We start from the raw sequence: 14,018 nt of genomic DNA on the forward strand, positions 1-14,018 counted from the left end.
CCCCGCACGCCTCCCGAGTCACAGGGGACGCAGGCACCACGCGAGATCACAACAGCCACGGAAGCGCACACAGGTAAACACGCGTCCGGCGTGTCTGTCGCGCAATCCCGCGAATTACACCGTTGTAGTGGTATACGACCCACTCACTTCAGGCGGCGGATCAAGCCCTCCTGCGCCACGGTGGCGACCAGCCGGCCGTCGGGCGCGAAGACGTTGGCCAGCGCGAGGCCCCGCCCGCCGGACGCGGACGGCGAGTGCTGGTCGTAGAGCCACCACTCGTCGGCCCGCGCGGGGCGGTGGAACCAGACCGTGTGGTCCAGCGACGCCGGCTGCACCGCGGGCGAGTCGATCCTGACCCCGTGCGGCACGAGCGTGACGCCCAGGAGCGTGAGGTCCGTGGCGTAGAGCAGCGCGGCCTGCTGGATCCAGCGGTCGTCGGGCAGCTCGCCGGAGATCCGCACCCAGGCGCGAGCCCGGGCGGGGTTGAGCGGGTCGGGCTCGAGGCCGATCTGCGACGTGCCGACGTAGCGGATGTCCAGCGCGGCCCACTCGCGGCGCCACTCCTCCGCGTGGGCCTCGCCCCGCCGGCTGATCAGGTCGACCAGGGCGACCCCCTGCTCGGGGGACGGGACGTCGGGGAGGCCGGCCTGGTGCTCGAACCCCTCCTCGGGGCGCTGGAAGCTGCAGGTCTGGTAGTAGATCGGTCGGCCGTGCTGCCTCGCCACCACCCGGCGCGAGACGAAGCTGCGCCCGTCCCGGATCCGCTCCACGTCGTAGAGGATCGGGATGGCGGTGTCCCCGGGGCGGAGGAAGTAGGAGTGGAGCGAGTGGAGCTCGAAGGGCTCCTCCACGCTGCGGGCTCCCGCCAGGAGCGCCTGGGCGGCGACCTGGCCGCCGAAGACCCGCTGACGGCGGGTGTCGGGCTGGCGACCGCGGAAGAGGTCGACGTCGAGGTGCTCCAGGTCGAGCAGGTCGAGCAGCTCGGCGGCGGAGCCGGGCATCAGCCCTGGCCCTGCTCGTTGTCGGGGCGGTCGAGGCCGGCCAGGAACTGCTCGAACTGGCGGCCCAGGTCCTCGCCGGTGGGCAGCGGCTCGTCGCTGGCCAGCAGCGACGCTCCCGACTCCTCGGCCCGCTGGAAGGCGTCGTACTGCTGCTCGAGGGCGACCACGACGTCGCGCACCTCGTCGTGGCTGCTCAGGTAGCGGGCCACCTCCTGCTCGCACTCCTCCGCGGCCCGGCGGACCGAGGTGAGGTCGATCGTCAGTCGGCCGCCGATCTCCAGGTTCTCCAGCAGGCTGAGCGAGGCGGGCGGGTAGGCCATCTGGGCGAGGTAGTGCGGCACGTGCGCGACGTAGCCGAGGGCGGGATGGCCCCACTCCCCCAGCCGGACCTCCAGCAGCGCCTGCGCGCTGCTCGGGACCCGCAGCTCGCCCCGCCAGGGGCTCTCCCCCGTCAGCAGCGCGGTGTCGTTGGCGTGGTGGGTCACGGCGATCGGACGCGTGTGCGGCACGGCCATCGGGACCGCCCCGAGGTTGACCACCCGGGTCACCCCCAGGCGCTCCACGACCTCGCGGACCGCCAGCGCGAACCCCTCCCAGCGGATGTCGGGCTCCGGACCCGCCAGCAGCAGGAACGGCGTCCCGCCCGAGTCGGTGAGCAGGCGCACGGACAGGCGCGGGGCCTCGAACCCCTCGTAGTGGTCCTGGACGAACGCGATCGGGGGCCGACGGGCGCGGTAGTCGTGGAGCTGGTCGACGTCGAAGGTCGCCACCACGGGCCCCTCGGCCAGCTCGCGCAGGTGCTGGACGGCCACCTCGGCGGACTGTCCGGCGTCGAGGAAGCCCGAGAGCACCACGACCATGGTCAGCTCGTCCACCCCCTCCAGCTCCGGCACCTCGTCGACGATGTGCACCAGGCGGTTCGAGGCATCAGGCATGGGGCCAGCCTATGCGGCCCCAGGATGACGTGACGACGGGCACACCCCCATCCCCTCCCCAGATTGTTACTTACAGGTAACCTTGGTCTGCCCGGCCTTCCAGCCCGGGACACCCACACACACCAGGAGACTTCGTGCCCCGACAGTTGCGAGAGGTCGTCTTCGTCGACGGCGTGCGCACGCCGTTCGGCAAGGCCAAGGGCCAGTACGCCGAGACCCGCGCCGACGACCTCGTCATCAAGTGCATCCGCGAGCTCATGCGACGCAACCCCTCGCTCCCCCCGGAGCGCGTGGACGAGGTCGCAATCGCGGCCACCACCCAGATCGGCGACCAGGGCCTGACCATGGGTCGCACCGCCGCGCTGCTCGCCGGCCTGCCGAACACGACGCCGGGCTACTCGATCGACCGGATGTGCGCCGGGGCCATGACCGCGGTCACCACCACCGCCGGCGGCATCGCCTTCGGCTCCTACGACGTCGTGATCGCCGGTGGCGTCGAGCACATGGGCCGCCACCCGATGGGCGAGGGCGTCGACCCCAACCCGCGGATCATCTCCGAGAAGATCGTCGACCCCGACGCGCTGGTGATGGGCAAGACCGCCGAGAACCTCCACGACCGCTACCCCGCGATCACCAAGGAGCGCGCCGACGCCTTCGCCGTGCGCAGCCAGGAGCGGACGGCCGCCGCCTACGCCGCCGGCAAGATCCAGCCCGACCTGGTCCCCGTCGCCACCCGCTCGGCCGACGAGGGCTGGGGCCTGGCCCTGACCGACGAGGCGCCCCGCCCGCAGACCACCATGGAGTCGCTGGCGGGCCTCAAGACCCCGTTCCGCGCCCACGGCAACGTGACCGCCGGCAACGCGTCGGGCATCAACGACGGAGCCACCGCGGCGCTGCTCGCCGACGAGGAGACCGCCAAGGAGCTCGGCCTCCCGGTCAAGATGCGCCTGGTCTCCTACTCCTTCGTGGGTGTCGAGCCCGAGGTGATGGGCGCCGGGCCGATCCCGTCGACGGAGAAGGCGCTCAAGCAGGCCGGCCTCAGCATCGACGACATCGGAGCCTTCGAGATCAACGAGGCGTTCGCCGTCCAGGTGCTCGCCCTGCTCGACCACTACGGCATCGCCGACGACGACCCGCGCGTCAACCCCTACGGCGGCGCCATCGCCATGGGCCACCCGCTCGCCTCCTCCGGCGTGCGCCTGATGAACCAGCTCGCTCGACAGTTCGAGGAGCGCCCCGAGGTCCGCTACGGGATCACCACCATGTGCGTGGGGATCGGCATGGGCGGCACCATCGTCTGGGAGAACCCGCACTGGAACGGAGAGGCCGCCTGATGTCCGACCTGAGCACCCTCATCGAGAAGGCCACGGCGCTCGCCCCGGAGGGCGAGGTCGTCACCCGGGCCAAGCTCCGCAAGGTGACCCTGCCCGGCGACGCCGGCGTCCTGGGCCTCATCACCCTCGACAACGGGCTGGACCACACCCGTCCCAACACGTTCGGCTTCCAGGGCCTGATCTCCCTCAACGAGGCGATCGACGCCGCGCTGGCCGACGACGAGGTCACCGCCCTCGGCGTCACCGGCAAGCCGTTCATCCTCGCCGCGGGCGCCGACCTCTCCGGGATCTCCGGGGGCGGCCCCGACGGCGTCCGGCTGATCGCCGAGCTCGGCCACGGCGTCTTCCGCAAGCTGGGCGAGGGCGGCAAGCCCTCGTTCGGCTTCATCAACGGCCTCGCGCTGGGCGGCGGGCTCGAGGTCGCGCTGCACTGCACCTACCGGACCGTGATGGACTCCGCGCCGGCCCTGGGCCTGCCCGAGGTCATGCTCGGCCTGGTCCCCGGCTGGGGCGGCGCCTGGCTGCTGCCGAACCTCATCGGTGCCGACGGCGCCGTCACGGTGATGGTCGAGAACCCGCTCAACAACGGCAAGGTCGTCCAGGGCCGGAAGGCCTTCGAGCTCGGCATCGCCGACGCCGTCTTCTCCGGCGCCGACTACCTGGAGCAGTCGCTGCTCTGGGCCGCCGACGTGCTCACCGGCAAGGTGAGCGTCGACCGTCCCGAGGTCGACAAGGGCGCCGGCTGGGACGCCGCGGTCGAGCGGGCGCGGGGCATCGTGCTGGCGAAGACCGGTGGGGCCTCCCCCGCCGCCGCCCGGGTGGTGGAGCTGCTCGAGGCCGCCCGCACCTCCTCGCGCGACGAGGGCTTCGCGGCCGAGGACCAGTCGCTCGAGGACATGTCGAGGACCCCGGAGCTGCTCGCCAGCCTCTACTCCTTCGACCTGGTGCAGAAGCGGGCCAAGCGGCCGGCCGGCGCCCCCGACAAGTCCCTGGCCCGCAAGGTGACCAAGGTCGGCATCGTCGGCGCGGGCCTCATGGCCTCGCAGATGGCGCTCCTCTTCGCGCGGCGTCTCGAGGTTCCCGTCGTCCTCACCGACCTCGACGAGGAGCGTGCCCAGAAGGGCGTCTCCTACGTCACCGCCGAGATCGACAAGCTGCTCGGCAAGGGCCGGATCAGCCAGGACAAGGCCAACCGCCTCAAGTCCCTGGTCTCCGGCTCGGCCGACAAGGAGACCGCCTTCGCCGGCGCCGACTTCGTCATCGAGGCCGTCTTCGAGGAGATGTCGGTCAAGAAGTCGGTCTTCGCAGACGTCGAGAAGGTCGTCTCCCCCGAGTGCGTGCTGGCGACGAACACCTCGTCGCTCTCCATCACCGAGATGGCGGCCGACCTGCAGCACCCCGAGCGGGTCGTGGGCTTCCACTTCTTCAACCCCGTCGCGGTGATGCCGCTGCTCGAGATCGTCAGGGGCGACGCCACCGACGACGCGACGCTCGCCACGGCGTTCGCCACCGGCAAGGGCCTGAAGAAGACCTGCATCCTGGTCAAGGACAGCCCTTCGTTCATCGTCAACCGCCTGCTCGGCCGCTTCCTCGGCGAGGTCGCCAAGGCGGTCGACGCCGGCACCCCGATCGAGACCGCGGACGCGGCGTTCGCCGGCATCGCCCCGATGCCGCCGTTCATGCTGCTCGGCCTGGTCGGCCCGGCGATCGCACTGCACAACAACGAGACCCTGGTGAAGGCGTTCCCCGAGCGCTTCTACGTCTCCCCGCTCCTCGAGCGGGTCGTGGCGGAGAAGAAGTCCTCGTTCTACCTGCCCGACCTCTCCATCGACCCGGAGATCAAGGCCCTGCAGGAGACGCCGGCCGACCCGGTCGTGCTGACGAAGGAGGAGCTCCGCGAGGCGGCGCTCTCCGGGCTGGCCGAGGAGGCGCGCCTCATGCTCGACGAGGGCGTCGTGGCGGCTCCCGAGGACCTCGACCTGGCGATGATCACCGGGGCCGGCTTCTCGTTCTGGAACGGCGGCCTCACCATGCTGCTCGACTCCTCCGGCGTCGCGGAGAAGGTGAACGGCAAGCGGTTCCACTGAGCCACCCGCACCACCACGACGAGGGCGTCCGACCGGCAGGTCGGGCGCCCTCGTCGCCGTTCCGGCCGGTGCACCCCGAGAACTGCTGCCCGGGAGGCCGAACCGGAACGCGTGCCCGCCGCGTCAGGCAGGGTGTGGAGCGACAGACCTCGCGGAGACCAGATGCGCAGGCGTGATCCCGACGCGTTCACCGAGTTCGTCGCCGCGCGTTCCGCCGCGCTGCACCGGTCGGCGTACCTGCTGGTCGGCGAGCGCGGACTGGCCCAGGACCTGCTGCAGGAGGCGCTGACCAAGACGTACGTCGCGTGGCCGCGGCTGCGGGACCCCTCGAAGGCCGAGGCTTACACCCGCAGGGCGATCACCACCACGGCGATCGGCTGGTACCGGCGCAAGGGCTGGAGCGCGGAGCGACCGGGCCCTGAGGTGCCCGACGTGGGCCGGGCGGGCCACGAGGCGCAGGTGACCGAGCGCGACTGGCTCTGGCAGGCGCTCCTCGCGCTGCCACCGCGACAGCGGGCCGCCCTGGTCTGCCGGTTCTACGACGACCTCAGCGAGGCCCAGACCGCAGAGGTCATGGGCTGCGCGCCCGGCACCGTGAAGAGCCAGGTCTCGGCCGGGCTGGCCAAGCTGCGCGCGGCGGTGGCCGACCGCGATCTCGACACCACGTCCCTGGAGCACGAGCTGATGGAGGCACGGCGATGACCACCGACCTGCGTGACCTGATGTCCGAGCGGGCAGACCACCTCGCCCCGCCGGCGCTCGACACTGCCGCGATCATGGCCGATGGAAGCGGACGCGTCCGCCGACGCCGGTACGCCGGCATCGCCGGCGCCGCGGTGCTCGCGGTCGCCGCGGCCGTCGCGGTCCCCGCCGTGCTCGGCGGGGACGGTGACGGCTCCCTCGTGGCCGACGTCCCGGCGGACCGAGAGGACCCGGTCGCCTGGGTGCGCGGCACGGTCCTGCACACCTCGCCCGACGGGCCGGAGGTGGAGCTCGACCGCCAGCCGGTGGCGCTCGTCCAGGGCCAGTCGGGGTTCGTCTTCTCCGACGCCGAGGGCGGCGTGCACGTCGTCCTCGCCGACCGGGACCTGTTGCTGCCGGTGGGGCAGCTCGAGGCCTCCGACGCTGCAGCGTTCGCGTCGGACGGCGACGTCGTCGCCTGGGTCGACGCCGACGAGGGCGAGCCGTCGTACGCCGTGATGGACCTGTCCGAGGGACCCGGCGTCACCCGGCTCCCGGTGACGGACGGGACGGCCACCCCGCTGGAGCGCGAGCGCGACATGACCGCGGCCGTGGCGGCGGTGGACGGGCGCACGGTCTACCTGCGGACCGCCAGCGGCGCGACCGCCTGGGAGCCCTTCAGCGGGGACCACACGCTCACGCCCCTCGAGGTCGCTCCGGGGACTCGGGTCGTGCTGGAGGACGCCAAGAACGGCGTCCTGCACTACCAGCGCACCGGAGGGACCCCGGCGGCCAAGGAGGAGGCCTACGTCGTCGGGCCAGACCTGCGCACCGGCGTGGAGGTGAAAAGCTGGGACGGGATCCTCTCCCCCGACGGCCGCTTCCTGGTCTCGGAGACCGCCGACGAGAGCATCGTCTCCGACACGACCACCGGCCGACGGCTCCCCTTCGACCTCGGGGAGTACGCGTTCCTCGCGGGCTACCGCTGGCTCGACGACGACACCTACGCGGCCCTCGCCATGCGGCGCCTCGAGTCCGAGCAGGTGGACCTGCTGCGCTGCGACGCCCCCACCGGGGCCTGCGAGGTCGCGGTCGCGGACCAGGAGCTCGTCTCGGACGGCGCCCTGCTGCTGCCCTTCGGCCACGGCTGAGGGCCGACGGGCCCGGGCTTCGCGTCCTGCGGTCTCCCCCGGCGCCGCCTCAGGAGGCGTCGCCCGGGGCCGACTCCGCGAGGCGGGAGTGCCGGCGGCCGTAGGCGGCGTACACGACGAGGCCGATCGCCATCCACACCAGGAACCGGATCCACGTCTCCCCGGTGAGGTTGAGCATCAGGTAGCCGCAGAGCAGCACCGAGCAGGCCGAGACGACGTCGACCACGGGCGTGCGGAACGACCGGTGCAGGTCGGGGCGCTGCCGGCGCAGCACCGCGACGCCGAGGCTGACGAGCACGAAGGCGAAGAGGGCCCCGATGCTCACCAGGTTGACCAGGGTGGCGAGGTCGACGAAGCCACCGATCGCCGCGACCGCCACCCCGGTGATCGCGGTGATGACGTAGGGCGTCCCGAAGCGGGGGTGCACCTTGGCCAGCGGCCGCGGGAGCAGGCCGTCGCGGGCCATCGCGAAGGCGACCCGGGTCTGGCCCAGCACGAGGATCATCACCACCACGACGAGACCGATGCAGGCCCCGATCGCGATGAGCCGGCCCATCCACTCCATGCCGACCGCGTCGAAGGCGGTGGCGAGCGGGGCCGCGTCGTTCTCGTCGATGTCGGTGTAGGGGCGCATCCCCGTGATCACCAGGCTGACCGCGACGTACAGGACGGTCACGACGGCCAGCGAGCCGAGGATGCCGCGCGGCACGTCACGCTGGGGGTTTCGGGTCTCCTCGGCGGTGGTCGCGACGATGTCGAAGCCGAGGAAGGCGAAGAAGACGATCGAGGCGCCGGCGATCACCCCGGCCAGCCCGTAGACGGCCGGGTCGATCCCCAGGAGGGTGCTGATGAGGGTGCTGTGCAGGAAGCCGCCGTCGCCCTCAGGGGCGGGCTGCGACTCCGGGATGAACGGCGAGTAGTTGTCGGGGTCGATGTGCGCGACGCCGAAGACGATCACGGCCGCGATGACGAGCAGCTTGATCGCCACGATGACCTGGTTGAGGCGGCTGGAGAACTTGATGCCCGCGATCAGCACCGCGGTGACCAGCAGGGCGATCACCACGGCCGGCAGGTCGACGTACCCCTCCGCGGCCGACGAGAGCGAGGCCGGCACCTCCAGGAAGGTCCCGTCGAAGACCTCCTGGAAGTAGCCGGAGAAGCTGGTGGCCAGCGCGGCGGCCCCGATGGTGAACTCCAGGGCCAGGTCCCACCCGATGACCCAGGCGACCAGCTCGCCGAAGGTGGCGTAGCTGAAGGTGTAGGCACTGCCGGCCACCGGGACCGTGGAGGCGAACTCCGCGTAGCACAGCGCGGCCAGGCCGCAGGCGAGCCCCGCGATGGCGAAGGAGAGGGTGATCGCGGGCCCGCTGTTGGTCTTCGCCACGGTCCCGGTGACCACGAAGATCCCGGCGCCGATGATCACGCCGACGCCGAAGACCATGAGGTCGAGGGCACCGAGGCTCTTCCTCAGCCGGTGCTCGGGCTCGTCCGTCTCCGCGATGGACTGCTCCACCGACTTCGTCCGCATCACGCCCACGGCACGACGCTACGGCTTGCGCTCTGCCTCGGCCAGTGACGTCTCGTGGTCGGCGCCGGTCGCCGTGACCTGCTCGACGATCGAGCGGGCCAGCGACTGCGCGTCGAGCCCGATCCGGGAGAGGATCGCCGCGCGCTTGGCGTGGTCGAGGAACTCCTGCGGTATGCCGTGCAGGCGCACGGGCGTGGTGACGCCCTGCTCGTTGAGCGTCTGCAGCAGCATCGACCCGCAGCCCCCGACGACGCCGTTGTCCTCCACGCTCACGACCAGCCGGTGCTCGCGCGCGAGCTCGACGATCGCCGGGTCGACGGGCTTGACCCAGCGCGGGTCCACCACGGTGACGCCGATGCCCTGGGCGACCAGCCGGTCGGCGACGTCGACGGCGACCTCCACCATCGACCCGACCGCGACCACGAGGACGTCCTTGGTGCCCCTGCGGACCATCACGTCCGCACCCCCGGCCCTGCCGACCGCCTCGAGGTCGGCCGGCGGCGGCCCCTTGGGGAAGCGCACCACCGTGGGCGCGTCCTTGACGTCGATCGCCTCGTTGAGCAGCTCGCGGAGCCGGGCGGCGTCGCGCGGGGCGGCCAGCCGCAGGCCCGGCACGACCTGGAGGATCGACATGTCCCACATGCCGTTGTGGCTGGCGCCGTCGTCGCCGGTCACGCCGCTGCGGTCGAGGGCGAAGGTGACCCCGCAGCGGTGCAGGGCGACGTCCATCAGGACCTGGTCGAAGGCCCGGTTGAGGAAGGTGGCGTAGACCGCGAAGACGGGGTGCAGCCCGCCCATCGCCAGCCCGGCGGCCGACGTGACGGCGTGCTGCTCGGCGATCCCGACGTCGAAGGTGCGCTCGGGGAAGCGCCGCTCGAAGTGGTCGAGCCCGACCGGGTGCATCATCGCCGCGGTGATCGCGACGACGTCGCTGCGCCGCTCGCCGATCCGCACCATCTCCTCGGCGAAGTGGTCGGTCCAGATCCGGCCGGTCGGGTGCTCCTCGCCGGTCTCGACGTCGAAGGGCCGCGGCGCGTGGAACTGGTCGGCCTCGTGCGCCATCGCGGCCTGGTAGCCGAAGCCCTTCTTGGTGAGAGCGTGCACGATGACGGGTCCGTTGAACTTCTTGGCCTGGGTCAGGGCGTGCTCGACCGCGGCCCGGTCGTGGCCGTCGATGGGGCCGACGTACTTGAGGCCGAGGTCCTCGAAGAGCCCCTGGGGCGCGAGCGCGTCCTTCATCCCCTTCTTCATCGCGTGCAGGGCGTCGTACGCCGCGGGCCCGACGCCCTTGACCGCCGTGAGGCGGCGCTTGACGAGGTCGAGGACCTGCTCGTAGCGGGGGCTGGTGCGCAGGGTCGTCAGCGCCGTGGCCAGCCCGCCGATGGTCGGGGTGTAGGACCGCTCGTTGTCGTTGACCACGATCACCAGGCGGCTGTCCTGGGCGATCGCGATGTTGTTCAGCGCCTCCCAGGCCATCCCGCCGGTGAGCGCGCCGTCGCCGATCACGGCCACGACGTGGCGGTCCTCGCCGCGGACCCGGTAGGCCTTGGCCAGGCCGTCGGCATAGCTCAGGGCGGTGGAGGCGTGGGAGTTCTCGACGATGTCGTGCTCGGACTCCGCCTGGCTCGGGTAGCCGCTGACCCCGCCCTCCTGGCGGAGCCGGTCGAAGCCCGCGGCCCGGCCGGTGAGCAGCTTGTGCACGTAGGTCTGGTGGCCGGTGTCGAAGACGACCCGGTCGCGGGGGGAATCGAAGACGCGATGGATCGCCATCGTCAGCTCCACGACCCCGAGGTTGGGCCCGAGGTGGCCTCCCGTCCGGGAGCAGGTGGCGACGAGGAAGTCCCGGATCTCGGAGGCCAGCTCGGTGAGCTGGGCGTCGTCGAGACCGCGGAGGTCACGCGGTGTGGAGATCGACTCCAGGTGTCCCATGGTCCTCCGCTTCCTGGTGGGTGTCGGGTCCGCACCCCGTCGGCCACGGTCTCCCGGGGCCGTGCGAGGTCCAGCGGACGAGTCTAGGCGATCGCCCCAGCCGGTCCTCGGCGCCCGCTCACCCCTCGCGTCGGCGCATGGTGCACACGCAGACCCGGTTGCCGTCGGGGTCGGCGAGCACGACGTACGCCGGCGCCTCGTCGTCGCCGACCAGCGTGCCGCCGGCGGCGAGGGCGGCTTCGACGCGGGCCCCCGCCTGCTCCGGCGGGACGACGACGTCGAGGTGGAAGCGCTGCCGCGGCTCCTCGGCGCCGCTGCTCTGGAACCAGAGCACGGGCAGGCGTCCGGAGTCGTCGCGGACCTCGTCGTCGGCCCCGCCCGCCCCGGCGTCGCCGGGGGCCAGCACCGCCTGCCAGAACGGCCGCACGGCGTCCCGGTCGGGGGTGTCGAGGGCCAGCTCGAGGACCGAGAGCCGCTCGGGGACGGGCCGCGCCCCGCGAGCGGCGGCGAGCTCGCTGGTCCTCCGGGCGAGCCGTAGGTCGCGCTCGGTCACCCCGCCCGCGTCGTGGCTGTGGGTCCGCACGTCGAGGTGCCCGTACCTCAGGTCCAGGTCGGGGTGGTGGTCCTGCTCCTCGGCCACCGCCCCGACCTCGGCAACCAGCGCCAGCCCCGTCGCGTAGTCGGGGGTGAGGAACCGCGCGTGCAGCGCGTGCTGCAGCAGGCGCCAGTCGGGCAGGCCGGCGGCGACCACGTCGCGCTCGGTGAGGGTCCCCACGGCTCAGGCCTCGGTCAGGTCGAGGACGGCGACGGCCGGCTCGTGCAGGCTGCCCATCCAGACCCGCCCGTGGTGCTCGCGCACCCCGGTCACCATGTGGAAGCCGGGGTGGACGACGTCGAGGTCGTGGACGAGCCGGCCCTCGTCGTCGAACGCCTGCACCCGGATCGTCCGGCGGGGCTTCGGCTGGAGCGCCTCGGGGATCCGGGTCACGGCGCGGCGCACCGGCACCGGGGCCCGTTGCAGCCGCTCGACGAGGGCGTCCCGGGGGCTGGCGACGGTCACCCAGAGGAGGCCGTCGGTGCCGCGGGAGACGTTGTCGGGATAGCCCGGAAGGTCGTCGCAGAGCAGGTCCCGCTCTCCCGCCCGGTCACCCGTGAGGCGGAGGCGCACCACCCGACGGGCGGCGGTCTCGGCGACCACGACGACCTCCTCCCCGGCCGACAGGGCGACGCCGTTGGCGAAGGCGAGCCCGTCGAGCACGACGCTCACCGTGCCGTCGGGGTCGCGCCGCAGGAGCCGCCCGCTGCGGGTGTCCTGGACGAAGTCGTCCTTCCAGTGCTCGATGCCGTGGTGCCGGGAGGAGTCGCTGAACCAGACCGTGCCGTCGGCGGCCACCGCCGCGTTGTTGCAGAACCGCATCGGCCGGCCGTCGACGTCGGCGACGAGCTCCTCGACGCTGCCGTCGCGGCGTACGGCGAGCAGCCCGCGGTGGGCGTCGCAGACCAGGAGGTCCCCCTCGGGGAGCAGCTCGAGGCCGAGCGGACGTCCGCCGGTGGTGGCCACGCGGGTGAGGCGGGCGCCGTCCGGCGAGAGGCGCCAGATCGCGCCGTCCTCGGTGCCGGTCAGCACGTCGCCCTCGGGGGTGACCAGGACGTCCTCGGCGCCCTGCCCGGGGACGGGGTGGACGGTGAGACGGGGGTCGGCTGCGGTCATCCCCTCATGCTGGCGTAGAGCGGCGAGGAGAGGAAGGCCGGGAGGATCACCGACGCCGCCGCGGTGAGCGGCAGCCCCAGGGCGTGCCCGGGCTCGACGAAGACGATCCGACGGCCCTCCCGGCACTCGACGTCGTCGTCGGTCAACGCGGTGGCGGCGACGAAGACCTGCATGGGGTCGAAGGTGCCGTACGCCCGCCGGTGGTCGACCTCGAGCTCGCGCCACAGCGTGAGCGCGCCGTCGGGCAGCTCGACGCCGGTCTCCTCGACGAGCTCGCGGCGCGCCGCGGCGGCGTACTCCTCCCCCGGCTCCACGTGCCCGCCCGGCAGGCCCCACCTCTCCGGGTCGATCACGGGATGCTCGTCGCGCTCCTGGAGCAGCAGCCAGCCGCGGTCGTCGACGAGGAGGACGCCGGCGAAGCGGCGGGGGGACGGCATGGCGCCGAACCTACCCCCGTCGCTCAGAGCCGAGCCACGAACCGGCGGCCGCGCAGCGCCTCCTCGACCAGGCCGACGGCGCGCCGCACCCCGAGCAGCCGTGCCTCCTCCGCCTGCCACGTCGTCACCGCCGCCTCGACCGTGTCGAGGTCCGCGACGTCGCGCAGCTCGGCACGGGCCTCGCTCAACCCGCGGCGGCAGGCGGCCTGCTGCGCCTCGACGTGCAGCACCGCGAACCTGGCCAGCACCACGACGTGCCGGCGCAGCGTCGTGTGGGCGCGGTACTCCGGGGGGCAGATGTCGAAGAGCCAGTTGACCGCCGTGCGCTCCCAGTCGGGTGCGTCCGGCGGCCGGACGGCCGGCGGCCAACCGGGCGGGGCGACGTGGGTGGGCATGCTGCGATCGTACGTCGAACACCTGTTCGACCGGAGGGGCAGGTGCAGGATGCGCGGCGTCAGCCGAGGAAGTCCATCCGAACCTGCCGCTCGGCGTTGTCGACGTTGAGGTCGACCAGGCAGATGCTCTGCCAGGTGCCGAGCGCGAGCCGGCCGCCGTCGACGGGGACCGTCGCGTACGGCGGCACGAACGCCGGCATGACGTGCGAGCGGCCGTGCCCCGGGGAGCCGTGCCGGTGCCGCCACCGGTCGTCGGCCGGCAGCAGCTCGCCCAGCGCGGCGAGCAGGTCGTCGTCGGAGCCCGAGCCGGTCTCGAGGATCGCGAGACCGGCCGTGGCGTGCGGCACGAAGACGTGCAGCAGCCCGTCGCCCAGGCCGTGGACGAATTCGGCACAGTCCCGGGTCAGGTCGAGCACGCGCTCGTGGCCGCCGGTGGTGTACGAGCGGGTGAGCGTCCGCACGGTCAGGACTCCTCGAGGTGGCGCTCGAGGCGCTCGACCTTGCCACCCAGCTCGCCGGCGTCGTGGCCCGAGCGGATGTCCGCCTTGAGCACCAGGCCCACCCGCGGGGACGCCTCGGCGACCGTGAAGACCGCCTTCTTGACCACCGCCATCACCTCGTCCCACTCCCCCTCGACGTTGGTGAACATCGCATTGGTCTCGCAGGGGAGCCCGGACTCCCGGATCACCCGGACGGCCTCGGCCACCGCCGCCGAGACGCTGCCGGTCTCGTCGGCCGCCGAGGGACTGATGCTGAGTGCCACGATCATGGCGACACGCTACCCGGGGCGGACCCGAGCCTGCCGGCCGCATAACTGTAGTAAGTTGAT

General features: G+C 72.6%; 14 protein-coding genes. 4 read left to right on the plus strand and 10 right to left on the minus strand.

Annotated features, from left to right (window positions below; all coding sequences use genetic code 11):
* Window positions 1–143: 143 nt before the first annotated feature.
* Together DNK53_RS06345 and DNK53_RS06350 are read right to left on the minus strand one after the other, a co-directional pair.
* Window positions 144–1,001: an acyl-CoA thioesterase gene (locus DNK53_RS06345; protein WP_110181495.1), complete on the minus strand. Its 858-nt coding sequence runs from the start codon at window positions 999–1,001 to the stop codon at window positions 144–146.
* A complete protein-coding gene (locus DNK53_RS06350) occupies window positions 1,001–1,936 on the minus strand; it encodes a proteasome assembly chaperone family protein (RefSeq protein WP_110181496.1) in 936 nt (311 codons plus the stop codon). The genes DNK53_RS06345 and DNK53_RS06350 overlap by 1 nt, the downstream gene beginning before the upstream one ends.
* 134 nt (window positions 1,937–2,070) lie before the next feature.
* Between DNK53_RS06350 and DNK53_RS06355 the strand changes: the two genes are divergently transcribed.
* From DNK53_RS06355 to DNK53_RS17420, 4 genes are all read left to right on the plus strand, one after another.
* Window positions 2,071–3,270 (plus strand): thiolase family protein, encoded by a 1,200-nt coding sequence (locus DNK53_RS06355; RefSeq protein WP_110181497.1) that lies wholly within the window; start codon window positions 2,071–2,073, stop codon window positions 3,268–3,270.
* Complete coding sequence (locus DNK53_RS06360) at window positions 3,270–5,357, plus strand: 3-hydroxyacyl-CoA dehydrogenase NAD-binding domain-containing protein (RefSeq protein ID WP_110181498.1); 2,088 nt, start codon at window positions 3,270–3,272, stop codon at window positions 5,355–5,357. The genes DNK53_RS06355 and DNK53_RS06360 overlap by 1 nt, the downstream gene beginning before the upstream one ends.
* Window positions 5,358–5,519: 162 nt before the next feature.
* Complete coding sequence (locus DNK53_RS06365; RefSeq protein WP_110181499.1) at window positions 5,520–6,059, plus strand: SigE family RNA polymerase sigma factor; 540 nt, start codon at window positions 5,520–5,522, stop codon at window positions 6,057–6,059.
* Window positions 6,056–7,189, plus strand: coding sequence for a hypothetical protein (locus DNK53_RS17420; protein WP_162599817.1), 1,134 nt, complete (start codon window positions 6,056–6,058; stop codon window positions 7,187–7,189). Before DNK53_RS06365 ends, DNK53_RS17420 begins: the two co-directional genes overlap by 4 nt.
* A gap of 49 nt (window positions 7,190–7,238) precedes the next feature.
* Here the strand turns inward: DNK53_RS17420 and DNK53_RS06375 are convergent, their stop codons facing one another.
* From DNK53_RS06375 to DNK53_RS06410, 8 genes are all read right to left on the minus strand, one after another.
* Window positions 7,239–8,717: an amino acid permease gene (locus DNK53_RS06375; protein ID WP_110182343.1), complete on the minus strand. Its 1,479-nt coding sequence runs from the start codon at window positions 8,715–8,717 to the stop codon at window positions 7,239–7,241.
* An 18-nt stretch (window positions 8,718–8,735) separates the two neighbouring features.
* The gene (dxs, locus tag DNK53_RS06380; RefSeq protein WP_110181500.1) at window positions 8,736–10,646 is read right to left on the minus strand and encodes a 1-deoxy-D-xylulose-5-phosphate synthase; all 1,911 of its coding nucleotides are present in this window, start codon (window positions 10,644–10,646) and stop codon (window positions 8,736–8,738) included.
* 118 nt (window positions 10,647–10,764) lie between these two features.
* Window positions 10,765–11,421, minus strand: a complete 657-nt coding sequence (locus tag DNK53_RS06385) for a 4a-hydroxytetrahydrobiopterin dehydratase (RefSeq protein ID WP_110181501.1) — start codon at window positions 11,419–11,421, stop codon at window positions 10,765–10,767.
* A 3-nt stretch (window positions 11,422–11,424) separates the two neighbouring features.
* Window positions 11,425–12,357, minus strand: coding sequence for an SMP-30/gluconolactonase/LRE family protein (locus tag DNK53_RS06390; RefSeq protein WP_110181502.1), 933 nt, complete (start codon window positions 12,355–12,357; stop codon window positions 11,425–11,427).
* A complete protein-coding gene (locus DNK53_RS06395) occupies window positions 12,354–12,794 on the minus strand; it encodes an NUDIX domain-containing protein (protein WP_110181503.1) in 441 nt (146 codons plus the stop codon). The genes DNK53_RS06390 and DNK53_RS06395 overlap by 4 nt, the downstream gene beginning before the upstream one ends.
* 23 nt (window positions 12,795–12,817) lie before the next feature.
* On the minus strand, window positions 12,818–13,189 hold the full coding sequence (locus DNK53_RS06400) for a hypothetical protein (protein WP_110181504.1): 372 nt from the start codon (window positions 13,187–13,189) through the stop codon (window positions 12,818–12,820).
* A 59-nt stretch (window positions 13,190–13,248) separates the two neighbouring features.
* A complete protein-coding gene (locus tag DNK53_RS06405) occupies window positions 13,249–13,650 on the minus strand; it encodes a YjbQ family protein (protein WP_110181505.1) in 402 nt (133 codons plus the stop codon).
* Between the two features lie 2 nt (window positions 13,651–13,652).
* Window positions 13,653–13,958, minus strand: a complete 306-nt coding sequence (locus tag DNK53_RS06410) for a thiamine-binding protein (protein WP_110181506.1) — start codon at window positions 13,956–13,958, stop codon at window positions 13,653–13,655.
* Between the last annotated feature and the right edge of the window lie 60 nt (window positions 13,959–14,018).

Origin of the sequence: Nocardioides solisilvae, from assembly GCF_003194625.1 — a bacterium.
Classification (GTDB): Bacteria; Actinomycetota; Actinomycetes; order Propionibacteriales; family Nocardioidaceae; genus Nocardioides; species Nocardioides solisilvae.